Source organism: Sinorhizobium sp. CCBAU 05631 (assembly GCF_002288505.1).
In the GTDB taxonomy this organism is placed as follows: Bacteria; Pseudomonadota; Alphaproteobacteria; order Rhizobiales; family Rhizobiaceae; genus Sinorhizobium; species Sinorhizobium fredii_C.
Map to the genome: position 1 here is coordinate 1,761,746 of NZ_CP023063.1, position 22,764 is coordinate 1,784,509.

General features: G+C 63.1%; 20 protein-coding genes. 9 read left to right on the forward strand and 11 right to left on the reverse strand.

From position 1 onward, the window contains the following. Nucleotides 1-22: 22 nt before the first annotated feature. Nucleotides 23-718: a ribose-5-phosphate isomerase RpiA gene (gene rpiA / locus SS05631_RS08705; protein ID WP_037424270.1), complete on the reverse strand. Its 696-nt coding sequence runs from the start codon at nt 716-718 to the stop codon at nt 23-25. A gap of 216 nt (nt 719-934) precedes the next feature. Between rpiA and SS05631_RS08710 the strand changes: the two genes are divergently transcribed. Then, the gene (locus SS05631_RS08710) at nt 935-1,621 is read left to right on the forward strand and encodes an HAD family hydrolase (protein ID WP_037424267.1); all 687 of its coding nucleotides are present in this window, start codon (nt 935-937) and stop codon (nt 1,619-1,621) included. A gap of 173 nt (nt 1,622-1,794) precedes the next feature. Here the strand turns inward: SS05631_RS08710 and SS05631_RS08715 are convergent, their stop codons facing one another. Further along, nucleotides 1,795-3,687: a murein L,D-transpeptidase gene (locus SS05631_RS08715; protein WP_037424264.1), complete on the reverse strand. Its 1,893-nt coding sequence runs from the start codon at nt 3,685-3,687 to the stop codon at nt 1,795-1,797. 509 nt (nt 3,688-4,196) lie between these two features. On the opposite strand from SS05631_RS08715, the gene fumC reads away from it, so the two are divergent. Together fumC and SS05631_RS08725 are read left to right on the forward strand one after the other, a co-directional pair. Further along, nucleotides 4,197-5,588 (forward strand): class II fumarate hydratase, encoded by a 1,392-nt coding sequence (gene fumC, locus SS05631_RS08720; protein WP_037424310.1) that lies wholly within the window; start codon nt 4,197-4,199, stop codon nt 5,586-5,588. Between the two features lie 154 nt (nt 5,589-5,742). Continuing rightward, the gene (locus SS05631_RS08725; protein WP_037424262.1) at nt 5,743-6,813 is read left to right on the forward strand and encodes a GGDEF domain-containing protein; all 1,071 of its coding nucleotides are present in this window, start codon (nt 5,743-5,745) and stop codon (nt 6,811-6,813) included. Nucleotides 6,814-6,842: 29 nt separating this feature from the next. Here the strand turns inward: SS05631_RS08725 and SS05631_RS08730 are convergent, their stop codons facing one another. Both SS05631_RS08730 and SS05631_RS08735 read right to left on the reverse strand, forming a co-directional pair. Further along, complete coding sequence (locus SS05631_RS08730) at nt 6,843-7,451, reverse strand: pyridoxamine 5'-phosphate oxidase family protein (protein WP_037424259.1); 609 nt, start codon at nt 7,449-7,451, stop codon at nt 6,843-6,845. Between the two features lie 82 nt (nt 7,452-7,533). Next, nucleotides 7,534-8,448: an alpha/beta hydrolase gene (locus SS05631_RS08735; RefSeq protein ID WP_037424256.1), complete on the reverse strand. Its 915-nt coding sequence runs from the start codon at nt 8,446-8,448 to the stop codon at nt 7,534-7,536. Nucleotides 8,449-8,495: 47 nt separating this feature from the next. Between SS05631_RS08735 and SS05631_RS08740 the strand changes: the two genes are divergently transcribed. Continuing rightward, nucleotides 8,496-8,993 carry a MarR family winged helix-turn-helix transcriptional regulator gene (locus SS05631_RS08740; protein ID WP_037424255.1) on the forward strand — a complete coding sequence of 166 codons (498 nt, stop codon included), beginning with the start codon at nt 8,496-8,498 and terminating at the stop codon, nt 8,991-8,993. Between the two features lie 100 nt (nt 8,994-9,093). On the opposite strand, the gene SS05631_RS08745 is transcribed toward SS05631_RS08740, so the two are convergent. Beyond that, nucleotides 9,094-9,468, reverse strand: a complete 375-nt coding sequence (locus SS05631_RS08745; RefSeq protein WP_037424307.1) for a DUF971 domain-containing protein — start codon at nt 9,466-9,468, stop codon at nt 9,094-9,096. Nucleotides 9,469-9,629: 161 nt separating this feature from the next. On the opposite strand from SS05631_RS08745, the gene moaA reads away from it, so the two are divergent. After that, nucleotides 9,630-10,679 (forward strand): GTP 3',8-cyclase MoaA, encoded by a 1,050-nt coding sequence (gene moaA, locus SS05631_RS08750; protein WP_037424253.1) that lies wholly within the window; start codon nt 9,630-9,632, stop codon nt 10,677-10,679. Between the two features lie 146 nt (nt 10,680-10,825). On the opposite strand, the gene SS05631_RS08755 is transcribed toward moaA, so the two are convergent. Beyond that, nucleotides 10,826-13,369 carry a methyl-accepting chemotaxis protein gene (locus SS05631_RS08755; RefSeq protein ID WP_037424252.1) on the reverse strand — a complete coding sequence of 848 codons (2,544 nt, stop codon included), beginning with the start codon at nt 13,367-13,369 and terminating at the stop codon, nt 10,826-10,828. A 420-nt stretch (nt 13,370-13,789) separates the two neighbouring features. Here SS05631_RS08755 and SS05631_RS08765 point away from each other — a divergent pair, with 420 nt between their 5' ends. From SS05631_RS08765 to SS05631_RS08780, 4 genes are all read left to right on the forward strand, one after another. Beyond that, on the forward strand, nt 13,790-14,698 hold the full coding sequence (locus SS05631_RS08765; RefSeq protein WP_037424247.1) for a DMT family transporter: 909 nt from the start codon (nt 13,790-13,792) through the stop codon (nt 14,696-14,698). Nucleotides 14,699-14,711: 13 nt separating this feature from the next. After that, complete coding sequence (gene mobA / locus SS05631_RS08770; RefSeq protein ID WP_037424244.1) at nt 14,712-15,371, forward strand: molybdenum cofactor guanylyltransferase MobA; 660 nt, start codon at nt 14,712-14,714, stop codon at nt 15,369-15,371. Then, nucleotides 15,368-15,895, forward strand: a complete 528-nt coding sequence (gene mobB / locus SS05631_RS08775; protein ID WP_083854253.1) for a molybdopterin-guanine dinucleotide biosynthesis protein B — start codon at nt 15,368-15,370, stop codon at nt 15,893-15,895. Before mobA ends, mobB begins: the two co-directional genes overlap by 4 nt. Before the next feature lie 461 nt (nt 15,896-16,356). Next, nucleotides 16,357-16,713: a cupin domain-containing protein gene (locus SS05631_RS08780; RefSeq protein WP_037424240.1), complete on the forward strand. Its 357-nt coding sequence runs from the start codon at nt 16,357-16,359 to the stop codon at nt 16,711-16,713. A 223-nt stretch (nt 16,714-16,936) separates the two neighbouring features. Here SS05631_RS08780 and SS05631_RS08785 read toward each other — a convergent pair whose 3' ends face one another. The 5 genes from SS05631_RS08785 to SS05631_RS08805 are packed head-to-tail and all read right to left on the reverse strand — an operon-like array spanning nt 16,937 to nt 22,664. Then, a complete protein-coding gene (locus SS05631_RS08785) occupies nt 16,937-18,364 on the reverse strand; it encodes an aldehyde dehydrogenase family protein (RefSeq protein WP_037424237.1) in 1,428 nt (475 codons plus the stop codon). Further along, complete coding sequence (locus SS05631_RS08790; protein ID WP_037424235.1) at nt 18,361-19,881, reverse strand: NAD(P)/FAD-dependent oxidoreductase; 1,521 nt, start codon at nt 19,879-19,881, stop codon at nt 18,361-18,363. The genes SS05631_RS08785 and SS05631_RS08790 overlap by 4 nt, the downstream gene beginning before the upstream one ends. Beyond that, nucleotides 19,878-20,180 (reverse strand): (2Fe-2S)-binding protein, encoded by a 303-nt coding sequence (locus SS05631_RS08795; protein ID WP_037424233.1) that lies wholly within the window; start codon nt 20,178-20,180, stop codon nt 19,878-19,880. The genes SS05631_RS08790 and SS05631_RS08795 overlap by 4 nt, the downstream gene beginning before the upstream one ends. Then, on the reverse strand, nt 20,161-21,288 hold the full coding sequence (locus SS05631_RS08800) for an FAD-dependent oxidoreductase (protein WP_037424232.1): 1,128 nt from the start codon (nt 21,286-21,288) through the stop codon (nt 20,161-20,163). Before SS05631_RS08800 ends, SS05631_RS08795 begins: the two co-directional genes overlap by 20 nt. A gap of 53 nt (nt 21,289-21,341) precedes the next feature. After that, on the reverse strand, nt 21,342-22,664 hold the full coding sequence (locus SS05631_RS08805; RefSeq protein ID WP_037424230.1) for an FAD-binding oxidoreductase: 1,323 nt from the start codon (nt 22,662-22,664) through the stop codon (nt 21,342-21,344). Between the last annotated feature and the right edge of the window lie 100 nt (nt 22,665-22,764).

The following is a 22,764-nucleotide window of genomic DNA, read 5'->3' on the forward strand; positions in this document are numbered from 1 at the left end:
GAAATCGGACCCGGCTGGGCCCTCAGCCTGCCGTGAGCGTGCGCGCCCCCTCCGGACCGGCGATAATCGCCAGCGACGCCATCCCGATAAAGAGCCCGTGTTCGACGACTCCCGGAATCGCGTTCAATTCGGCCGCAAGCGCCTCTGCATCAGGAATACGGCCAAAAGATGCATCCAGTATGAGGTGGCCGCCATCGGTCATGAAGGGTCCGTCGCCGGAGGCCCGCCGGGCGATCTCGCCGGTCAAACCGAGCCGTGCGGCAACCTTGTCGATCGCCAGCCGGGTCGTCACCTGGCCGAACGGGTTCACTTCGATCGGCAGTTTGAAGGCACCGAGCACCTCGACGACTTTCGATTCGTCGGCAATGACGATCATCCGTTCCGAGGCGCTCGCAACGATCTTTTCACGCAGCAGCGCTCCGCCTCCACCTTTGATCAGCCGAAGGTTCCCGTCGACCTCGTCGGCACCGTCGATGGTCAGGTCAAGCTCAGGCAACTCATCGAGCGACTTCAGCGGAACGCCGAGTTCGAGGCAAAGCCGCGCCGTCCGCTCGGAGGTCGGCACCCCTAGGATTTGAAAGCCGGACGCCACCTTCTCGGCCAGCAGCCGGACGAATTCCTCGGCCGTCGACCCGGTGCCGATGCCAAGCCGCATTCCACTTTCGACATAGTCAAGCGCCGCCTGGGCGGCCTTGATCTTCATCTGGCGGGCGTCCATGCGCCACTCGCTCCCTTGTCACTATCCGGCCGGCGAGCGGCCAATCACCGGCTCCCGCCCAATTTCCGCTGAGACACTTACACGGCGGTCGCAGCAAACAAAAGCCAAAATGCGAGCGACGCGGCGGATTCCGGCAACGCCCACGGCCCCGGCTGCCGTTGCATTCTGCGCGCACTTCGCCTAGGCGAACAGGACGTTTTCCTTGCGAGGTTCCCCTTGTCTCAGCCCCTTGTCGTCTTCGATCTCGACGGTACTCTCGTCGACACCGCCCCCGACCTCGTCGCCAGCCTCAACCACGCGGTGACCAAAGCAGGTATCGAACCGGTTACTTACGCAGATCTAACGCATCTTGTCGGCCACGGCGCCCGTGCGATGATCGAGCGGACCTTCGCGCTGCGCGGCAAAGCGCTGAGCGAGGAGGAACTGACCTGGCAGATGAAGGAGTTCGTGGACTTCTATCATGGCTCGATGCCGGGCGGATCGCTGCCCTATCCCGGGCTGGTCTCGGCGCTCGATCGCCTGCAGGACGCCGGCCTGCGACTGGCCGTCTGCACCAACAAGCCGGAAATGCTGGCGAGGCGCCTGCTCGAAGGTCTCGGCCTCCTTGACCGCTTTGCCGCCATTTCCGGCGGCGACACGTTCTCCGTCCGCAAGCCGCATGCCGAGCACCTCCTCTCGACGGTCGCCCATGCCGGCTCTGCCGCGGAACACACGGTCATGGTCGGCGACAGCCTCAACGACATTCTCGTCGCCCGCAATGCCTCCGTTCCATCGATCGCCGTACCGTTTGGTTACTCCGATGTGCCGATCGCGAGCCTCGCGCCCGACCGGATCATCGAGCATTTCGACGAACTGACGCCGGAGCTCGTCAGGACGGTTCTCAGGCGGGAAAAGAAGAAGTAAAGCACCACCTCTGCGCTCGAGGTGCCGACCGGCTTTGAGGCGGACGGCGTCATAGTGGCTGGCTCTCCGGGGAGGTTCTCGGCCCGCGCGTGCTCTCCGTGCGACGCAAAACGCAAAAGCCCCGCCAGTAGCGGGGCCTTCCATGTCAATAAGACTACCCCTCGACCGCTTAGTCAGCCCTCGCCTTGCTGCCGCGCCTTCCGGGTCGCGTCGAAGGCACGGTTCATGTACATGTCGCGCTCATAGACGTCGTTGAAATACTCCACCTTGCCGTCCCTGTTCGGCCAGGCAGTGAAGTAGGAAACATAGACCGGCACCTTCTGCGGCACCGGCAGTGCCCGGTTGTGCCCCGCGGCGATTTCCTTGCCGACGTCTTCCATGCTGATTCCGAGGACGGCCGCTGCCATGCGGCGCGGCTCGGCGAGGCGGACGCAACCGTGGCTCAACGCCCGCTGGTCGCGCTTGAAGAAGCTCTTCGACGGCGTGTCGTGCATGTAGATCGCATGGGAGTTCGGGAAGAGGATCTTCAATTCGCCAAGCGCGTTGTCGCTGCTCGGCGGTTGGCGCACGGCAATCGAGTTCGTCGATCCGTACCAGTCGACCGCATAGGACGGAACGACCCGGCCGCCGACCTCGACCTGATAGCCCATGCGGTCGAGATAGCTCGGATCGCTGCGCAGCTTCGGCAGCATCTCGTTGACGATGATCGACTGGGGCACGCCCCAATAGGGATTGACCTCGACGGTCTGGATCTCGTCATGGAAGAAATAGGTCTGGTTCGCCTTCGAGCCGACCACGACGCGCATCGAAAATTGTTCCGCGCGGTGGTCGGTATAGTAAGCCATGAAAGCCGGCTGGTTGATGAAGACGTAACGATTACCGAGATCGTTCGGCAGCCAGCGTGCCTGCTCCATCGCGATCTCGAGCTTGTTGATCTTGCTGGCGGTCGTATCGCCACCAGTCAATACCCGGATCGAGGCCTGGCCGACGACGCCGTCCGCCTTCAGCCCCTGCTCCTTCTGAAAGGCTTGGACCAGCGAAACCAGTTCGGGGGTGTATTCGGGCGTACCCTGATAGCCGGCGAGCACGACGGCATGCTCGGCCTTCAGCCCCTCGGAAGCTTTCAGCTTGATCCCGGCGACGATATTGGCCAGCTCCGGATTGTTGTCGCCCGGCTTCAGCAGCGTCCCCGGCGCGATCTCGACGCGCGGAGCAGCATCCGTTTCGGCTCGCAACCTTTCGAGCTCCTGTTTCAACGCCAGGAACTGCGGGTTCTTCGGGTTGCGTTCTTCCATCAGGGCTGCAACGTCGGCGCTCGTGGCGGCCTCGTCGAGGAAGGCGACGAGATCGACGCTCTTACGCTTGAAGTCGTGGTAGCCGGAAATCTTGTTCGGGTCGATGCGGCCCCGAACCGTATCCTGGACATAGGTGAGCACCGCCGCCGACATGGCAATCTCGAATTGCACCAGGTCCTTTTCCCGCACGACCATATCGGCGCGGTCGAAGTCATCGGCCGGAACCGTGACGGCGTAGTCCTTGGGGTCGAGTCCAACCTTGGAGGCATCGCCAAGAACAGCGAGGGCAGCACGGGCCCGCCCGTTGATGCCGTCGCCTCCGATCCAGACGAAATCGGTACGGCCCGCATAAAAGGCTTCGACCGCCTTTGCCACCTCGGCCGGGGCGCGCACCTCGACCTGCGGCAGAAACTTGCGGGCATCGGCAAGCGGAATCCGCAGCATGGGCGGAAAGCCATAGCTCTGCACCGAACCGGTCACAACCGGATCGACCAGGCGATCAGTCGCAATCCTGCGCATCTGCTCAGGCTTGTAGGTGTAATAGCGCGGGCTGGAAACACGGGGCGGCTTTACCGCGGTTCTATCTTCAAGGCGCTGCGGCGCCATCATGTCGTACCCGGGCTGAACCGGGTAGGCCTGCTCCGGCGTGCGCTTCCTGCCGCCGCGGATAAAATCCATCAGCGTGAGAGCTGAGGCTGGCCGCACATCCATGGTTGCAATCGCACAGCCGCCCATAAGCGCCACAATCGCTACCGACTTGATCATTTTCATAAGAATAAACGTCCCCGTATCGCGTTGCCGCCGAATTCGGCCGCTGCCAGATTCTCGCCACGCCCTCGTGCCTGAAGACTTATAGAAAAGGATGGTGAATGAAAAGGAAACGACCGCCTTCGATTTCGATCAGCTGCCCTGAACTGTTGGCCCCGTCTCGCGCGCGAAGGCCGGCAAGCCTCTGATTTGCATCTATTTTGCACCAAGCGATTGCGCTTGGGTGTTCCCGGCGGCACCGGCAGCGTCGAAAATGAAGACGCCCTTCTGTGACGGAAAGGCCACAAGGAATGCAGGCGACGCGCACGTATTGTGCAACGCCTCCCACGCGCCTGAGAAAACGACCGCATTGCAACAATTTTCAACCGATTGTAGCTCGCCGCCGGTCCCTGCGGCCCTTTACAAGCCGGCATCGCCGGGGCAGAGAGATGCCCGGCTCCGGGGAGGATACCGGCCGACACCGGCATATTCGCCTCGGCTTGATGAAGCGCATCACGAAGGCAGGTATCACGATGACATCGACGCGCACGGAAACAGATACGTTCGGCCCCATCGAAGTGGCGAACGACCGCTACTGGGGTGCCCAGGCCCAACGCTCGCTCGGCAACTTCAAGATCGGCTGGGAAAAGCAGCCGCTGGCGATCGTCCGGGGGCTCGGCATCGTCAAGCAGGCGGCAGCACGCGCCAACATGGCGCTTGACCGCCTCGATCCGAATATCGGCGACGCCATCGTAAAGGCCGCCCAGGAGGTGATCGACGGCAAGCTCAACGATCATTTCCCGCTCGTCGTCTGGCAGACCGGCTCCGGCACGCAGTCGAACATGAATGCTAACGAGGTCATTTCCAACCGTGCGATCGAGCTGCTCGGCGGCATCATGGGATCGAAGAAGCCCGTGCACCCGAACGACCACGTCAATATGAGCCAGTCGTCGAACGACACCTACCCGACGGCGATGCACATCGCCTGCGCCGAGCGGGTGATCCATGATCTGCTGCCCGCGCTCAAGCACCTGCACAAGGCGCTAGAAGAAAAGGTCAAGGCTTTCGACCACATCATCAAGATCGGCCGCACCCATACGCAGGATGCGACGCCGCTGACCCTCGGCCAGGAATTCTCCGGCTATGCGGCACAGGTCGCCTCTTCGATCAGGCGCATCGAGATGACGCTCCCCGGACTCTGCGAGCTCGCCCAGGGCGGCACCGCCGTCGGCACCGGCCTCAACGCCCCGATCGGCTTCGCCGAGAAGGTGGCGGAGGAAATCGCCGCAATCACCGGCATCGCCTTCACCTCGGCGCCGAACAAGTTCGAGGCGCTCGCCGCGCATGATTCGATGGTGTTCAGCCACGGCGCGATCAACGCGACGGCCGCCGCCCTCTTCAAGATCGCCAACGACATCCGTTTCCTCGGCTCGGGCCCCCGTTCCGGCCTCGGCGAACTGTCATTGCCGGAAAACGAACCGGGCTCCTCGATCATGCCCGGCAAGGTCAACCCGACCCAGTGCGAAGCGCTGACGCAGGTCTGCGCCCAGGTGTTCGGCAACCACGCCTCCCTCACCTTCGCCGGCAGCCAGGGCCACTTCGAGCTCAACGTCTTCAACCCGCTGATGGCCTACAACTTCCTGCAGTCGGTCCAGCTTCTCGCCGACGCGGCGGTTTCCTTCACCGACAATTGCGTCGTCGGCATCCAGGCCCGCGAAGACAACATCAAGGCTGCGCTCGACCGGTCGCTGATGCTCGTCACGGCGCTGGCGCCGAAGATCGGCTACGACAATGCCGCCAAGATCGCCAAGACGGCCCACAAGAACGGCACGACCCTGCGCGAAGAGGCTGTCGGAGGCGGCTATGTGACGAACGAGGAATTCGACGCGATCGTTCGCCCCGAGACGATGATCAGCCCCGCTTGACAGATCAAAGGCCGCGGTCGCCCGCCGGCGCCGCGGCCTCCTCATGCAAATCATTCGAACTGCATCGACGCACCCAAGCAAACATTAAGATTTCACAAAGCTTTTACCCCTAGAAAATAGCTGACTATTTGAATTTTATTTTAAAGGTTGGCAGATGCAGACGGCAACTTCGAACAGGACGCCGACGCCGGATATCGCTGCGCAAATTACCCACGCAATGCGCATGATGGGCGTTGCGCCGATTCCGCGCAATTATGAGCTCTACTACGAGGCCTATCTCGGCTCGAACCCGCAATTGTCGAAGGATCTTGCAGCGCTCGGCAGCCGCGCCACGCAGGAAGAGCTCGATGCGATCGGTGCGCGCTATTTCAGCAACATCCACCATTCGCGCGGGATCGAGCGCGCCCATAGCACGCTGGCGGCAAAGCTTGGCGAACTGGTCACGCTCCTGCGCGACGAACAATACGCGCTCGAGAGCTACAACAAGGTCCTCGACGAGGCCTATCTGAACATCACCTGCAAGAGTGCGGCGAGCGCCGACCTCCTCCGCCACGCGATCGACATTCTGAGCGAAGCGACCGCGGATACGATGAATCAGGGCAAGGAGCGCGTTCAGACCGTCGTTCAGAAATCCTTCGAGATGGAAGCGATCCGCCAGGATCTCGATGAGTACAAGCGCATCGCCAACACCGATTCGCTGACGCGGCTCGGCAACCGGCGTGCCTTCGACGAGACTCTCGCGGCGGTCTACAACAACGAGCAAATGCGCAACTATACGGGCTTGCTCGTCGTCGACATCGACCATTTCAAGAAGGTCAATGACAGTTTCGGCCACCCGGTCGGCGACAAGATCCTCTCCACCGTCGGCACCGTCATTCGCGCCAATCTCCGCCGGGACGCCTTCGTTGCCAGGACCGGGGGCGAGGAATTCGCCGCCATCCTGAACGACAGCACGCAGGAGGAATGCCTGCAGGCCGCCGACCGCATCCGCGCCATTCTGGCAAGCACGCCGTTCAAGAACTCCAAGACCGGCGTCAACTACGGCCCGATCACGCTCTCCGTCGGCGTGTGCATGGCAACGGCGGCGGACGATCCGCTCGACCTCTACCACAAGGCCGATATCGCGCTCTACGCAGCCAAGAGTTCAGGGCGCAACAGGACGGTTCTCTTCGAGGAAGGCATGCGCAAGGATTCCGGTCGCAACTGGCTGATCTATCGTCGCTGACAGCCCGAAGCTTCGGGGCTAACCCGGGGCTACCACATCGTCATTGCGGCGCGGCCGGGCCATTCCCGGTCATAGCTATCCTTGTCGAAATCGGCTTTTGCCGCCTTCAACAAAGCGCCGGGCGTCGGCAGCGAGGCCGGATCGACGAAGCGTTCCGGGTTCCACAGCTGCGAACGCAGCAATGCCCTCGCGCACTGGAAGTAAACTTCAGCGATCGTGATGACGACGACGGTGCGCGGATGTTTGCCGTTGACTTCGAAGGAACCGATCAAGGCCGGATCGATACTGACGACCGCCGTCCCGTTGATCCGCATAGTGGTGTTCGAGCCGGGAACGAGGAAGAGGAGCGCGACGCGCGGGTCGCGGACGATATTCACAAGCGAGTCGATGCGATTATTGCCCCGCCAATCCGGCATCAACAGGGTATGGTCGTCGGCAATCCGGACGACCGACAGATCGTCGCCTCGGGGCGAGCAATCGAGACCCTCAGGTCCAACGGTCGCCATTGCCGCAAACGGCGAGACCTCGATCATCTGACGGTATTCTGCAGTGAGCGTCTGCGTAACCTTGACGATCGATGCCTCGCCCGCTTCGCCGTAAAGCGCCTTCAGTTCCTCAACCGTCCTGATGATCGTCATTCTTCGTCCTCCGATCCGGCGATGCACTCCTGCGCAGAAGCGCCGTCCCTTGCCGGAATAGCATGACGTCCCGATGACGGCATCATGCGATCTTCCTGAGATGCCCCGTTTGCTGACCTTCGCCAAGGAAAGCGATGATCTTCTCGATGACGGGCGATGCGGAAACGATGCGGCGGTGGCCAAGGCCGTTCGCCCAATGCAGTTCGACATGCGGGCCGCTCGCGCCGTATCGGCGGGCATGGTCGGCGGAGACCTCCTTGTCGTCTTCGGCGTGGACGACAAGAACCGGCTTGTTGAGCGCAGCCGTGACGCCTGCGGCGTCAAAATTCTCGACGCGGCCGGACAGGCGCTCGACCATGCCTTCGAACGCCGCCTGCGCCGCCGGTACAAGCGCCATCATCTTGCCGAAGCCCTGGAAGAGCCAAGCCATCTCGCTGGGCGCGCCGATGAGCACCAGCTTCCCCGGCACACGCGCAGGAAGATCGCAAACCACGCCCCCCGCCGCACAGGCCAGGCTGGCGCCGCCGAAGGAATGGCCGATGCAGACATCGAAACCCTCGAAGTGCCGCCATGCGGCATCGATCGCCCGCACCGCCTGCGGCATTGTCAGGGAGCGGCCCGGCGAACCGCCGTGCCCCGGCCAGTCGAGCGCGACAACTTCGGCGCCCGCCGCCAGCAGGCCATCGATCAGCGCGGCCAGGTAGTCGCTGCGCGATCCCCAGCCATGTGTGAGCAGCACGCGTGGTCCCCTGCCGCTTCCGTGGCGCGGGAAGTGTCGGACGAACACCCAGCCGCCGGCAAAAGACAGCGTGATTTTTCGCGATTGCTCCATCAACGGCGCCGCAGCGCTCAGCAACGCCCGTTCCTTGCCATTCTTCGGCTTGCGGTTTGGGGTAAGGCAGAATATCCGAAATGCCATTTCGCCGGCGGCCGCGGGAGAGACCGCCGACACGGCCTTGAGCGAGAGGCGGATGACCTTGGTTGCAAAGGATGCCATAGTGAATCGAGCCCTTAATGTTCAAGCATGAACATAATTGTCCAAGGATGAACAAAAATCAAGTGACGACCGAAGATCACCATTTTCCCTGGGAGCATCCCCGCTTTCGCAGCTGGATCGCAGTCGGACGTGCCTGCCAGCTGATGCAGCAGACATTGACCCGCCGGCTGGTCCATCTGGAAATCAAGCCGCCGCATCTCGACATCCTGATCAATCTTTACCGCTTCGATGGCATTTCGCAGCAGGAACTCGCGCGCAAGCTGCTCGTCGGCCGTTCCAACATGAGCATGCTGCTGCCGCAGCTCGAAAGGCGCGGCCTGATCGAGCGCCGTGGCGATGCCAAGGACAAACGGGTGCTGCGGCTGTCACTGACCGCAGCTGGCCGGGCACTCACCGAAGAGGCGATGGAAATCCAGACGGCGCTGATCGAAAGCTCTCACGCCGGCTCTCCGATCGAGGATTGCATGAAGGTCGCGGAATCAATGGAGCGGATCATCTCGACCCTGCTCAAGGAAGATAGCGAACTTCCAGATCGCGAAAGCTAAGCGTTCAAACGTATTCACGAGGCGCGCTTTAAGCTTTTGATTTGTGCATGTCGTCATCCCAAAACCGCTGCACACTTTTGAGCGACATGCACAAGGCTGATCAGCGCGGCTTCTCGGATTTGTCGCGCGACATGCCTTTGTTGGCAAGCTCCTGCTCATAGGCCCTGAAGAGCTCCTCGCCCGTCTCGCCGAGTTCGCGCAGATAGGTCCAGGTGTAGATACCCGTGTCGTGGAAATCGTCGAAACCGATCCTTACCGCATAGTTGCCGGTCGGCTGGACCGAGATGATCTGGACGTTGCGCTTGCCCGGAACTGTCACGCGCTGGCCCGGTCCGTGGCCCTGCACTTCCGCCGATGGGGAAAGCACGCGCAACAGTTCCGCCGCAAGATCGAAGGTGGCGCCGTCGTCGAAGCTCACCGTCAGCCGGTGGCGATCCTTCGATACACGCAGTTCGGTCGGCCAGAATTCACTCATCGTCATGCTCCGTTTCTCGGCCCTCGTTGAGTAAAGCAGAATTGAACCGGCGAAAATCTCCCGAAGGCGACTTTCCCGATATTTGAAAAACACTTTGCGACGTTATGCGCCTTGACGCGACCTCTTTCGGTCACGACATTGGGGGCGCAGGGAGAACAGACTTGAACACGGCCCCCATAGACCAGACCAACGCACGACCGCTCGACAGAATGACCGCGCCGATGATCGACCCCTTCGGCCGCATGGTCACCTATTTGCGCGTCTCGGTCACCGACCGCTGCGATTTCCGCTGCACCTATTGCATGGCGGAGCACATGACCTTCCTGCCGAAGAAGGATCTTCTGACGCTGGAAGAGCTGCACCGGCTCTGTTCCGCCTTCATCGCCAAGGGCGTACGCAAGCTGAGGCTCACCGGCGGCGAGCCGCTGGTGCGCAAGAACATCATGTTCCTCGTGCGCGAACTCGGCAAGGAAATCGAAGCAGGTCGGCTCGACGAACTGACGCTGACCACCAATGGCTCACAGCTCTCGAAATTCGCCGCCGAACTGGCTGATTGCGGCGTGCGGCGGATCAACGTCTCGCTCGACACGCGCGATCCGGACAAGTTCCGCGAGATCACCCGCTGGGGCGAGCTTGCGAAGGTCCTCGAAGGCGTCGATGCAGCACAGGCGGCCGGGCTGAAGGTCAAGATCAACGCGGTGGCGCTCAAGGGCTTCAACGATGCCGAGATCCCCGAGCTGATCCGCTGGACGCATGGCCGCGGCATGGACCTGACGCTGATCGAGACCATGCCGATGGGCGAGATCGACGAGGATCGCACCGATCACTACCTGCCGCTCTCGGAGATGCGCGAGCGGCTCGAGAGGGAGTTCACGCTCAAGGACATCCCCTACCGTACCGGCGGCCCCGCCCGTTACGTGGAGGTGGCGGAAACCGGCGGCCGCCTCGGCCTCATCACGCCGATGACCCATAATTTCTGCGAAAGCTGCAACCGCGTCCGTCTCACCTGTACCGGTACGCTCTATATGTGCCTCGGCCAGAACGACGCCGCAGATCTGCGCGCCGCCCTGCGCGCCACCGATGACGACGCCTATCTCTCCCAGGTGATCGACGAAGCGATCGGCCGCAAGCCGAAGGGCCATGATTTCATCATCGACCGCGAGCACAACCGCCCGGCGGTCGCCCGCCACATGAGCGTAACCGGCGGCTGACATTAAAGCGACGTCGGCGCGAGAATATTGCCCCTCATCCGCCTGCCGGCACCTTCTCCCCGCGAGCGGGGCGAAGGGGTATGCCGCCGCCTTGTCCCCTCTCCCCGCCTGCGGGGAGAGGGCTAGGGTGAGGGGCAAATTCCCAACTACGCGGCGTAGGTCGACCGATATTGGCCCTGCACATCCTGGCCGCCCGTTCCGGTCTTGAACCGCTCGATCTTTTCGTTCAGCACCTCCACCTGCCGGCGCAGGCCGTGAATCTCCGCGGTGTTCTCCTCGACCATGGCGGCGTTCTGCTGGGTGATCAGTTCGACCTCGTGAACGGCCGCGTTGACCTCGTTGAGGCCGGTATACTGTTCGGCGGCGGCGGCTTCGATATTGGCGACCAGTTGGTGGATGGTTCCGATATGGTCGTTGATCACCGACAGGGCATCGCCAGTCTCCTGGACCAGTGCCACGCCGCTGCGCACCTGGGCGGAGCTTGCCGAGATCAGTCCCTTGATCTCCCGTGCTGCGCCGGCGCAGCGCTGGGCCAGTTCGCGGACTTCCTGCGCCACCACGGCAAAGCCGCGGCCCGCCTCGCCGGCGCGCGCAGCCTCGACGCCGGCATTGAGCGCCAGGAGGTTGGTCTGGAAGGCGATCTCGTCGATGACGCCGATGATCGTGCCGATCTTTTCCGACGAGCGGTTGATTTCCGCCATGGCGTCGATCGCCTTGGCGACGACCTGACCGGAATGCTGGGCGTAGGAGTTCGTCTCGTCGACCGAAACGGTGGTCTTGCGAGCGCTCTCGGCGGTGGTGCGGACGATTTCGGTGAGCTGCCGCAGGGCGCGTGAGCTTTCCTCGAGTGCTGCCGCCTGCTGCTCGGTGCGGCGCGCCAGATCGTCGGCCGAGGCCGAGAGATTGCCGGTGCCGCCGGTGATCTCCTCGGTGACGAGGCGGACATCGGTCAGCGTCGCGCGGAGCGCGTCGACGGCATTGTTGTAGGTCCGCGCCATCATCACGTAGTCGGCCGGCAGATCCTCCGCCATACCCTCTTCCAGGTTGCCGGCGGCGAGCTGCGCAAGGACGTCCGACAGCGCATTGAGCGCTTGCATCTGCTCGGCCTCGATGCGGGCGCGTTCGGCGGATCGCCGCGCCTCCTCCTCGGCCGACAGGGTACGGGCCGCCTGGGCTTCGCGCTCAAGCCGGATATTTTCCAAGGCATTGTCGCGGAAGACGGCGACGGAACGCACCATGTCGCCAATCTCGTCGCCGCGATTGCGGCCTTCGATCGCCACTTCAAGGTCGCCCTTGGCAAGCCGGGTCATGGTTTCGGTGACCCGTTTCAGCGGACCACGCAGCGTCTCGACGAGCATCAGCCCACCTATGATCGCAAGCAGCGTGCCGGCAACCATGGCGACGATCGAGACTGTCGCCGAACGCTGGCTATCCTGTTTGCCCGCTTCCTGAGCGCTGCTGACGAAACTCTCGAGCGTGCCGCTCGCCTTCGCAACAAGGCTCGAAGCTTCCGCCTTGGCGGCCTGCCACCGGGCGCCCACATCGATCAAGGCGGCGCTGCCCTTGTCGATATCGTCCAGCGACGGCCCGAGCTTGGCCGGCAGGTCGCGCAATGCGGCGTTCTTGCCACCGAGGTCTGACAGCTTGCCGGCCGTCTCGCGAACGGCGTTGATGTCGGCGACGATCGGCGTGCGACTCGCCGCGTCGAGCTTGCGGTGCAGTTCGCTGATGTGCAGCCGGGTGCTGGCGAGGCCCTTGAACGTGTCGTCCATCTGCGCGATCAGCGTCTTCAACGTGGAAATTTCACCGTCCATGCTGACGAAGCGCTTGGCGGCCGTATCGGAATTCTTCGCAGCCTCCTTGGCGAAATCGGCTTCATATTTGGAGAACTTGCTGAGGATCGGCACGAAGGCGTTTTTCTTCGCTTCGTTATCCTGTGCTCCGGCCAGAATCGCCTGGATCTTCTGCGCCTGCTCCTTGATCTCGGCGATCGGCTTCTTGACCTGGTCGGAGGCGATCCGCTCGGATTCGCCAATCTGCTTCATCAGGTGCGGCAGCAGCTTGGTGGCCTGTTCGATCTTCGCGTCGGGATTGACGGCCATCGTCACCGGCAGGCGGAACTTCTTGATTCGCTCAGCGAGCCCCTGATAGGCGGCCGCATCGAAGAGCAGCGCCTTGGCGAAGGCTTCCTTCTCGCCTGATTCCTCCTGAAGGATGTCGATCTGCTTATAGGCGCCGTTGCCGTTCTTGGTCATTTCGGCGAGCGCCGCTTCCAGCGATTTCGTCACCGTCTCGCGTTCGACCTGAACGGCCCAGAGCTTGTCGGTCTGGCTGCGCATCGCTTCGCCGAGAGCGACGACAGAGGCGATCTGCGCCCGGTCCTCTTCCCGTGTCAGCAAGGATTCGAGCGACCTGACCCCCTCCTCCTGCTCGTCGATCATCATCGCGAGCCGACCGCGGCTTTCCTCGCCCGGATCGTCCAGGAAGTCCTGCAGCGCAGTGCGCAGGGCCTGGAAATCCGACAGATTGTTGATGGTTTCACGGGTCACTGTCATGTGGCCGTTGAGCGTACGGGCCGTAAAGAAGCCGACAAGCCCGATACCGGCGATCAAGGCCACCAGCGGAACGACGAAAAGGAGGACTTTCGTGACGATGCGCAGGCGCTGCAGAAGACGATCGATGACAGACATTGCGAACCCCGATTTTGTTATGAGGAACATGTCCGCGCGGTTGGAGTGCTTGGCGGCCGCTGGCGGCAGCACAGGCATCGACGACTGCCGGCGGAAGCACCTCCCTGGCTTCGGCTGGCAGTCCTGGGATCGACGGCTGCTGCGTTTCCGGGCCGTCGCCACCGATCGCATCATGCGATTGGACTGCGGAATCATCGGGACGATAGGCAGCGAAACTTAAGATTCCGCGAATGGACAGCACCTGCGCCCGCACCGCGTGCGTCCTTGAGAGCCGCGCAGCGAGTTTGCCGCGCGTCAAAACGCTTCCGACGCAAACACGTCCTTGAGTTTGCGCGCTTTGGACGTCAAAGCTCTACCACAGGGCGCCTCGACGGATTCGCCCGGTCCCGCCCAGAACGCCCTCAGCCAAGGTCATCGGGAATGCATTCCTCAGCCAATATCCGCGGCATCGCCTTCATGACGCTTGCCATGGCCGGTTTCTCCTGCAACGACGCCCTCGTCAAATCCGTCACGGGCGTCATGAACACGGGTCAGATCATATTCGTGCGCGGCTTGATGACGACGCTGATGATACTGCTAATCGCCCACCGCTTCGGCGCGCTACGCCCGGTTCGCACAGTCTTCAGGCCGGTGATCATGCTCCGCATCGCCATGGAGGCATTGGCCTCGCTGACCTACATCTCCGCTCTCGGTCACATCCCGCTCGCCAATGCCTCGGCGATCATGCAGGCCCTGCCGCTGGCGGTCACGCTCGGCGCCGCGCTGTTTCTCAGCGAGCCGGTAGGATGGCGGCGCTGGAGCGCAATCGTGATCGGCTTCGTCGGCGTGCTGATCGTGCTCCGGCCCGGGCCTGAAGGTTTTACGCCGGCCGCACTGACGGTCGTCGCCTGCGTCTTCTTCACCGCGACACGCGATCTCTGCACCCGCCGCATCGGCGCCGACGTGCCGTCGCTCTTCATCTCCGTCACGACTTCACTCGTGACGACGCTGATGGGTGCCGCGCTGATCGTCCCTTTCGGCGGCTGGCAGCCGGTATCCGCAAGTTCTCTGACCCATCTCGCCGGCGCCAGCGTGCTCCTCATGCTCGGCTATCAGACCATCGTGCTCGCCATGCGCGACGGCGATATCTCGGTGGTTGCCCCTTTCCGCTATACGAGCCTTCTCTGGGCGATCACCATCGGCATCGTCTTCTTCTCGGAGACGCCGGACCGCTGGATGCTGGCCGGCGTTGCCGTTATCGTCGGCTCGGGCCTCTACACTTTCTATCGCGAGAGCCTGCGCGGACGCCGACCGGTGGCGCAGCGCTCTCCCGGCGGGCCGCTCGAATAGAGGACGCTGAAGGATGGCCGGAAACACCGCGATGACGAGCCCCCGCCCGCCCGCAGTCATTCTCGCCGGCGGACGGTCGTCGCGCATGGGCAAACAGAAGGCGGCGGTCATGCTCGGCGGGCAATCCATGCTCGCCCGCGTCGTCGAGCGACTGTCGCCGCAAGCGGCCAGCATTGCAATCAACCTCAATGCCGATCCGGGCATCGCCTTGCCCGGCGATTATCCCGTCCTTGCGGACACGATGCCCGGTTTGCCCGGCGCGCTCGCCGGCGTGCTAACCGCCCTACGACACGCCGGCGAGATCGCGCCCGCGGCAAGCCATGTTCTGACGGTGCCGATCGATGCACCCTTCTTCCCGGCCACGCTTGCTGCTCGGCTTCAGGGGTCGCTGGTCACCGGAAACGAAATTGCCGTCGCCTGGTCTCTCGGAGAGATGCATCCGCTCTTCGCCCTTTGGCCCATCGCGATCGCCGACGATCTCGATGCCTGGATCCGCACCGATGAGAAACGCCGGGTCCGAGCGTTCATCGCCCGTCATCCATCGGTCGCGGTAGACTTCCCGCTCGCCGCGACGAAAGCGGGGCCGCTCGACCCGTTCTTCAACGTCAACACCCCGCAGCAGCTTGAAGAAGCTGAACAATGGCTGAACCGCCTCGAGGATTCAGAACCATGACCGCATCCAAGATTTTCGGCATCGCCGGCTGGAAGAACTCCGGCAAGACCGGCCTCATGGTCCGGCTTGTCAGCGAAATGACCCGGCGCGGCCATGTGGTGTCGACCGTCAAGCATGCCCACCACGACTTCGACATCGACAAGGTCGGAGCCGACAGCTATCGCCATCGCGAGGCCGGCGCTCACGAAGTGACGATCGTCTCATCGACCCGCTTTGCGATCATGCATGAATTGCGCGGCGCGCCGGAGCCCAGCTTCGAGGAAATCCTGGCGCGGCTGGCGCCCTGCGATCTGGTGCTGATCGAGGGTTACAAGCGCGAACCGATCCCGAAGATCGAGGCGCGCCGGCTGGAATCGGCGAACCGCGAGCCGCTCGCGCCAACCGACCCGCATATCGTCGCGATCGCCGCCGACCACCCGGTCGCCGAGACCGAGCTTCCCGTCTTCGACCTTGACGACACGGCAGCGATTGCCGACTTCGTCGAGAGGACGATCGGGCTGCGGCGCTCGTCTTGGTCTAGATAGCCACCGCCATTTTGCCCCTCGTTCCTGAGCCTTGAAAAGTCTGGCTGCAGATTTCCGGGCGTTCAGCTAACTTGCTTTGCCGCCACTATTTTGCCCGGACGGATTTGGCGTGAGCTTACCAACGGCCCTAAATGGGTGGAGAGCGGTATTAGACGCTCAGTGTTTCACAATAAAAGAAACTGCCGCTGTGTCGCAGGCGCGGCGACAGGTGGCGCAGGGGCGGGCAGGTCCGCTGGTTCGCGGCGAATTTTTGAGATTATCTGCTAGACCGCCGCTCTATTTGGCAAAGCAAACTCCTGCATCGACCTATTCTGGGTGACGCCCGAGCCAGCTCAGAGGCACATCGCTGGCTCAACCGCCAGGGCAGCATCGTCATTCAAAACATCTGGCGCCCCGCGCCGGGAAAGAATGCAATCGCCCTCGTCGATCCGGCCACCCGCGAACCAAATAAGGAACATGACATGTCACTGTTGATTACTATCGATACCGATCCGGACTTCACACCAAAGGACGCGGTCCCCGCACCGGAACGGCTCATTTCGGGGAATCCATTCTTCAAGACCTGGGCACAGGATGCCTCGAAAGGCGAGAAGGTGCTGACTGGCGTCTGGGAGGCGACGCCTGGCGAGCATCATTCGATCAAGGGGACCACCTATGAATTCTGCCATATCATATCGGGTCTCGTGGAAATCGAGGAGAAGGGCGGCGAGACGAAGACCTATCGCGCTGGTGACAGCTTCGTCATGAAGCCGGGTTTCGTCGGTGTTTGGCGTACGATCGAGACTGTACGGAAGATCTACGTTTGTGTTTACGAGTGACAGCAAAGCTCAGGTGCGCCCGACTGTGGGCGCACCTGAGACTTCCAGATGAGGCGACTTCAGAAACCTCGACGCGGTTCGGCGCGCAGTGAGTGCTCGAAAGACGGCATTCGCGGTGCTGTCATGCCGGCCGTGTAGCCGCCGTGGCTCGCGAGCATCTCCTGCTTATGCGGGGCCAATATCAGGCGCGATGTGCGCCAGGCATCCGGACCGGGCACACCATTCACTCGTTCAGGAAGCCGACGATGCCCTTGATTTCGGTAAACTCGTGCAGTCCGAACTTGCCGTATTCCCGACCGTTGCCGGATTGCTTGTAGCCACCAAACGGCGCGGCGCTGTCCCAGGCGGAGCTGTTGAGGCGAACGGTGCCGCTCCGCAGCCTGCCTGCGAGCGTCCGCGCTTCCTTCGGATCGCCCTGAATATAGGCTGCGAGGCCGTAGGGCGTATCGTTGGCGATCGCGATCGCTTCCTCTTCGGTGTCATAACCGATGATCGACAGCACAGGGCCGAAGATTTCCTCCCGTGCAATCGTCATCTGATTGGTGACGCGGGCAAACACCGTCGGGCGCACGTAATAACCCGCATTGAGATGCGCAGGGCGGCCAGGGCCACCCGCGACGAGCTCCGCTCCTTCCGCGATGCCGCGTTCGATCAACGCCTGGATCTTGTCGAACTGGGCGGCGCTTGCCACCGGTCCAAGGTCGGTGCGCGGATCCGAAGGCGGACCGACAACGAGCGCAGCCGCTTCCCTCGCGGCGATCGAGCTTGCTTCATCCATCCGCTCCGCCGGCACCAGCATCCGTGTTGGCGCAGTACAGGTCTGGCCGGAATTGCCGAAGCACCGGCGAATGCCGGCGGCGACCGCGGCTGCGAAGTCGGCACTGCGCAGGATGATGTTCGGCGACTTGCCGCCGAGCTCCTGATGCACGCGCTTGACCGTCGGTGCCGCGGCCTGCGCCACGGCAATGCCGGCGCGGGTCGAGCCGGTGAAGGACACCATGTCGACGTCCGGATGGCTGGCGAGCATCGCGCCAACCGTCGGACCGTCGCCCTGGACGAGGTTGAAGACCCCCTTGGGCACGCCGGCCTCATCCATGATCTCGGCAAAGATCACGGCGTTGAACGGAGCGATCTCCGAGGGTTTGAGCACCATAGTGCAGCCGGTCGCGAGTGCCGGAGCGACCTTGCAGGCGATCTGATTGATCGGCCAGTTCCACGGCGTGATCATGCCTACGACCCCGACGGGCTCGTGCACGATGCGGGTCGAGCCCTGCATGTATTCGAAGGCGAAGGTCTCGAAGGCCTTGATCGTTTGCTCGAAATGGGCAGCGCCGATGCCGGCCTGCTCGGCCCGGGCCATGGCGAGCGGCGCGCCCATTTCCCGCGAGATGATGTCGCCGAGCTCGTCATTGCGGCGCTTCAGGATCGTTACAATGCGCTTCAGCAGTTCGGCGCGCTCTTCCTTGGACGTCTGCGAGAACGAGGCAAAGGCCCGCCGCGCGGCCGCGACCGCTTTCTGGGCGTCGGCGGCACTGCCGATCGCGATCGTTCCGATTGGCTGCTCGGTGGACGGGTCGATGACCTCGCGGGACCTCGACACCGTGGGTTCGACCCATTCACCGTCGATATAGAACTTGTGGGAATGTTTCATTGGCGGCTCCCATGTATGGCGTGCTGCGTGTCATCGGCGGTGCGTTCCACGAATCCGGCGGCAGCGACGATGGCTGCCTCGGTGTGCGGCAAAGCGGCCAGCTCGCCCAATGTTACCGGCTTAATGGGTGGGCGTAGCCGATAGTAACCGACCTCTCCGGGCGCAACGCCACGGCATTGCGCCAGCAGCTCAACCGCGGTCAGTCCGCATAGCCGACCCTGGCATGGTCCCATTCCGCATCGTGTGAACGCCTTCATTTGGTTAGGGCCCGGCACGCCGAGCGCCGCAACTTTACGCAGCTTGCCGGCTGTGATTTCTTCGCAGCGGCAGACGATGGTGCCGTCGTCCTCGGGCACGCGAAACGTTTTGCCGGGCCGGAACCGATGCTCGATGAAAGTCCTGCCCCTGAAGGCTCGCGCGAGCCTCCGCGTGAGTTCGTTCCGGCGCTGTTCGTAGGCACCCTGGCCAATGCGATCCAGGTCGAGCGCTGCGGTCAAGCCCGCGAGCTCTCCTTGGTGAGCCGAGGCAACCGCTCCGACAATTCCCGCCGCATCACCGGCGATCGAAACCCCCGGAACCGAACTCGCGCCGCGAATGTCGACGGCTGGGCGGAAGGCTGCCAGGCGCTCGTCCCAGACGTAGTCGCACCCGGCTGCGAGCGCGAGATTGAGGTTCGGCGCGATCCCCTGGTGCAGAAGGAGCAGGTCGCCTTCAATGTGCAGGGACTTATCGCCGCGATGGACCCGCAGGGCGCTGAATTGTCCGGAACCGACCGCCTCGAGCGCGGTCACCCCGCGAATGACGCGGGTTCGTCGGTGAACGTCCAAGAGGAGCTTCAGGCCCTTGAGGGCATAGGGCGATGCGGCAAAACCAAGCAGATGAGGCAGGGCCGAGCGCCAGTTCCCGGCCGGCGTGGTATCGACGACCGCTATCACGGACACGCCTGCCCGCAGAAGTTGGCTTGCCAGTAAGTACAGCAACGGCCCGGTCCCGGCGAGGATGGTCCGCCCGGAGGGCACCAGGCCTGACGATTTCATCAAGATTTGCGCCGCTCCCGCCGCCATGACGCCGGGCATGGTCCACCCCGGGAAAGGGAACGGACGCTCGAGCGCGCCGGTTGCGAGAATCGCCCGATGGGCGGCGATCGGCCGAGCGATGCCGCCGAGCGAGATCCCGACCTCGAGCGCATGCGCGCCGTCGCCAGTTTCCTCGTCAGCCGGCCCGACGCTCCACACCGTCGCCCGGCGGGCATAGTTCAAGTCTGCGCCCCGGAACCGCTCGATGAGCATCCGACCGGCAGCGTAGTCCGGCCCCATGCGCGCGAGATCGCCGTCCGAAGCCCGGTCGACCGACCGATAGATCTGGCCGCCAGGCGATTCATTTTCGTCGACCAGCAATACGGCGAGGCCATGGGTCGACGCTTCGATCGCTGCCGAGAGGCCGGCGGGCCCTGCGCCAACGACGACGAGGTCATAGGCAGGCGCGAGATCGGCGGCAGACTGAATGTTCTGAATCATTCTTCCTGCCCCGGCATGGCCGCGCCATTCTGTGTTTCAACCCTCATGCCCTCCACCACGGTGGTCAGGCAGGCCTGCCGGTTCGGCCGGCCATCGATCTTGACCAGGCATTCGAAGCACACACCCATCATGCAGTAAGGACCACGGGCGGCGCCGGACACCGGGGTCCGCCGAGTGCTGCAATGTCCTGCGGCCAAGAGGGCAGCGGCGACGCTATCGCCCTGGCTGGCCATGGTCGACACGCCGTTGAATGTGAATGAGACCGAGCTCTCTTTTCTGTCAGACAGCCGCCGGAACATGGAACCTCCGGGAATGAAATACGGAAAGATCCTCAGAAAGCGCCCCGGCCGAAATTTGCCGCGGCAGGACCAGCGCATGGTTCGCCGCCAGCGTCACGCCGGAATGGCAGGCGACTGCAAACGCACCTGGGAACCGCTCCGATTGCTCGTAAATGGGGTAGCCGTCGGGCGTCACCACACGGAATGCGGCCCAGATCCGCACCGCCCTGGCGTCCCTGAGCAGTGGGAAGGTGCGTAGCGCGCGTTCGCCCAGAACTGCGGTGATTGGTCCTCGCGGTCGCTGGTGATCGATCGTCGCCTCCTTGCTCTCACCGATCAGCACAGAGCCCTCGTCTGTCTGCCGCAGATAGCCGGTGGCATGGCTGAGGAAGGGCTTCAGCCGCTCCGTGACGATGATCTGGCCGCGGCTGGGCGAGAGCGGAACGCTTAGCCCAACCATCGGGGCCAGCGCGGTATTGCCGATGCCGGCCGCAAGCACGATCTTGCCGGCACCGAGCCTCCAGCCTTCCCCAGCCACTTCGAAGCCGCCGGCGCGATGTCGGATCGCAGTCGTCTTGCGATGCGGAAAATAGTGAACGCCACGCTGCTGCAGCGCCTTGTGAAAGCCAGCGAACAGCCGCAGCGGGTTTGCGTGTCCATCGAGCGGGCTGAAAATCGCGCCTGCCACTGTCTCGCCGACGAGGGGCAAGCGGCGGCGCGTCTCCGCTTGGTCGAGTATCTCATATTCGAGCGGCGGCGTTCCTTCCGCGTCCATTCCTTGTTGGTCGGCGAGCCTCGCCATCGATGCGATCCCGCGTTCCAGTTCCGTTGGCGTGAGCCGAATTGAGAAGCCGCCCGACTGGACAAAGCTGGTATCGATACCGGTTTCGGCTTTGAGTTCGGCTGCCAGCCGGTGCCAGTTCGCCGTCGAGGTTCGCGACCACCGCGAATAGGCGGCGTTGCCGAGGCCCTTGCTTGAGCTCCATACGAGACCGAAATTCGCCCGGGCGGCCCTGTTTGCCACATCGCCCTCGTCGAGGATTGCAACCCTTTGTCCGCATCTCGACAGACCCCAGGCTATCGATACCCCTACCAGCCCGCCGCCGATGACGATTACGTCGTAATCCATTCCGCTTGCTTCCCTCGGCGCGTCACCCCAACGGCTTTCTCCTGTTCTGCCCCTCAGATCGCGCCGACTTTGACTTTCGAACCATCAAGGAGGCGCGACAGGCGGAAAGGGGTGGGGTCGACACAGGGTGTATCATTGGCAACCAGGTCGGCCGCCAGGCGGCCGATACCGGGGCCCAGGCCGAAGCCATGGCCGGAGGCGCCCGCTGCCAGGTAGAGACCTCTCACACCGTCGGCCGGCGAGATGACCGGCACCGCGTCCGGCGTGAAATCCACGTAGGCCCCCCAACTGTCGGCGACTTCGACCCCCGCCAACGCAGGAAACTGCTCCGTGACATGTTTCAAGATAGCCGCGATGGTGCGGCGGCTCGGCGGCGGGTCGAGAACGCGCATCCGCTCGAAGGCCGTCGGTTTGCTCTTGTTCAAGCTTCCCAATGCCTCCGGACCCTGGAGGAAGGATTTGCCGATGCCGAACTGCACCGCTTTCAGTCGCTTCATGAACATCGGCATGAACCAGCGGGCGTAGCGAATGCCTTGCGGGGTGATATCGAGCATCGCCCTGCCGCTGATCGCAAGCGTGTAGCTGCCATCCAACCGGCGTGTCAACGCACACTCCGGCGTATAGATCGCCTCGCCCAGATTCGCTGTGGGCCGCGTACGAAGCGCCGTCTGGCGCACGCTCGCCTGCGGAAACAGAACTCCGTGCTGGCGACAAAACATCGACGTCCAGGCGCCGCCGGCGCAGAGAACGGCTTGTGTCCGGATGAGCCCCTTTTCGGTGATCACCCCCGTGACCGCTCCATTTACCAGATCGAGGCCGCGGGCAGCGCATTCCTGGTGGATCGTCGCGCCGAACCTGCGCGCGCCGTTCGCGATCGTCGGCGCGGCGATAGCAGGCTCGCCCTTGCCGTCATCGATCGAATGCACTCCGCCCAGCCATCGGCGGCCGTTCGCCGGAATTGCGGCAGCCGCTTCTCCGGCGCTCAGCATCTTCGTATTGACGTTGAATTGCCGGGCCGTCTCGCGCCATGCTTCCCACTCCGCAAGCTGTCGGGGATTATCGGTAGCGTAAAGCAGACCGCAGCGACGGAAGCCGACGTCCTCTCCGATTTTGGATTCAAACTCACCCCATAGCCGCAGCGCGACACCCGAAAGCGGCAGCTCGCGCTCATCCCGGTTCTGTTGGCGGCACCAACCCCAGTTGCGGCTCGACTGCTCGCAGCCGACATGGCCCTTTTCGACCAGAGCGACGGAGAGCCCCCGCTCCGCCAGAAAGAAAGCTGCCGTTGCACCAATGATGCCGCCGCCGATGACGACAACGTCGGCCTTGGCCGGAAGCTCTTGATCGTTCTGTATGCGTTTGACAATTGGAGACATGGGGCTGACCTGAACTGATTTTGACGGCCGATCTATACGGCACTGTTTCCTGCCCCTCCGGCAGGAGCATCTGAGGCAACGACGAAGCTACCGAAGGAAG

What these genes read in the sequence shown, in the direction of transcription:
- rpiA (WP_037424270.1), bottom strand. Translation starts at nt 718, where the DNA reads ATGGACGCCCGCCAGATGAAGATCAAGGCCGCCCAGGCGGCGCTTGAC.
- SS05631_RS08715 (WP_037424264.1), bottom strand. Translation starts at nt 3,687, where the DNA reads ATGAAAATGATCAAGTCGGTAGCGATTGTGGCGCTTATGGGCGGCTGT.
- fumC (WP_037424310.1), top strand. Translation starts at nt 4,197, where the DNA reads ATGACATCGACGCGCACGGAAACAGATACGTTCGGCCCCATCGAAGTG.
- SS05631_RS08725 (WP_037424262.1), top strand. Translation starts at nt 5,743, where the DNA reads ATGCAGACGGCAACTTCGAACAGGACGCCGACGCCGGATATCGCTGCG.
- SS05631_RS08730 (WP_037424259.1), bottom strand. Translation starts at nt 7,451, where the DNA reads ATGACGATCATCAGGACGGTTGAGGAACTGAAGGCGCTTTACGGCGAA.
- SS05631_RS08735 (WP_037424256.1), bottom strand. Translation starts at nt 8,448, where the DNA reads ATGGCATCCTTTGCAACCAAGGTCATCCGCCTCTCGCTCAAGGCCGTG.
- SS05631_RS08740 (WP_037424255.1), top strand. Translation starts at nt 8,496, where the DNA reads ATGAACAAAAATCAAGTGACGACCGAAGATCACCATTTTCCCTGGGAG.
- SS05631_RS08745 (WP_037424307.1), bottom strand. Translation starts at nt 9,468, where the DNA reads ATGAGTGAATTCTGGCCGACCGAACTGCGTGTATCGAAGGATCGCCAC.
- SS05631_RS08755 (WP_037424252.1), bottom strand. Translation starts at nt 13,369, where the DNA reads ATGTCTGTCATCGATCGTCTTCTGCAGCGCCTGCGCATCGTCACGAAA.
- SS05631_RS08765 (WP_037424247.1), top strand. Translation starts at nt 13,790, where the DNA reads ATGCATTCCTCAGCCAATATCCGCGGCATCGCCTTCATGACGCTTGCC.
- mobA (WP_037424244.1), top strand. Translation starts at nt 14,712, where the DNA reads ATGGCCGGAAACACCGCGATGACGAGCCCCCGCCCGCCCGCAGTCATT.
- mobB (WP_083854253.1), top strand. Translation starts at nt 15,368, where the DNA reads ATGACCGCATCCAAGATTTTCGGCATCGCCGGCTGGAAGAACTCCGGC.
- SS05631_RS08780 (WP_037424240.1), top strand. Translation starts at nt 16,357, where the DNA reads ATGTCACTGTTGATTACTATCGATACCGATCCGGACTTCACACCAAAG.
- SS05631_RS08785 (WP_037424237.1), bottom strand. Translation starts at nt 18,364, where the DNA reads ATGAAACATTCCCACAAGTTCTATATCGACGGTGAATGGGTCGAACCC.
- SS05631_RS08790 (WP_037424235.1), bottom strand. Translation starts at nt 19,881, where the DNA reads ATGATTCAGAACATTCAGTCTGCCGCCGATCTCGCGCCTGCCTATGAC.
- SS05631_RS08795 (WP_037424233.1), bottom strand. Translation starts at nt 20,180, where the DNA reads ATGTTCCGGCGGCTGTCTGACAGAAAAGAGAGCTCGGTCTCATTCACA.
- SS05631_RS08800 (WP_037424232.1), bottom strand. Translation starts at nt 21,288, where the DNA reads ATGGATTACGACGTAATCGTCATCGGCGGCGGGCTGGTAGGGGTATCG.
- SS05631_RS08805 (WP_037424230.1), bottom strand. Translation starts at nt 22,664, where the DNA reads ATGTCTCCAATTGTCAAACGCATACAGAACGATCAAGAGCTTCCGGCC.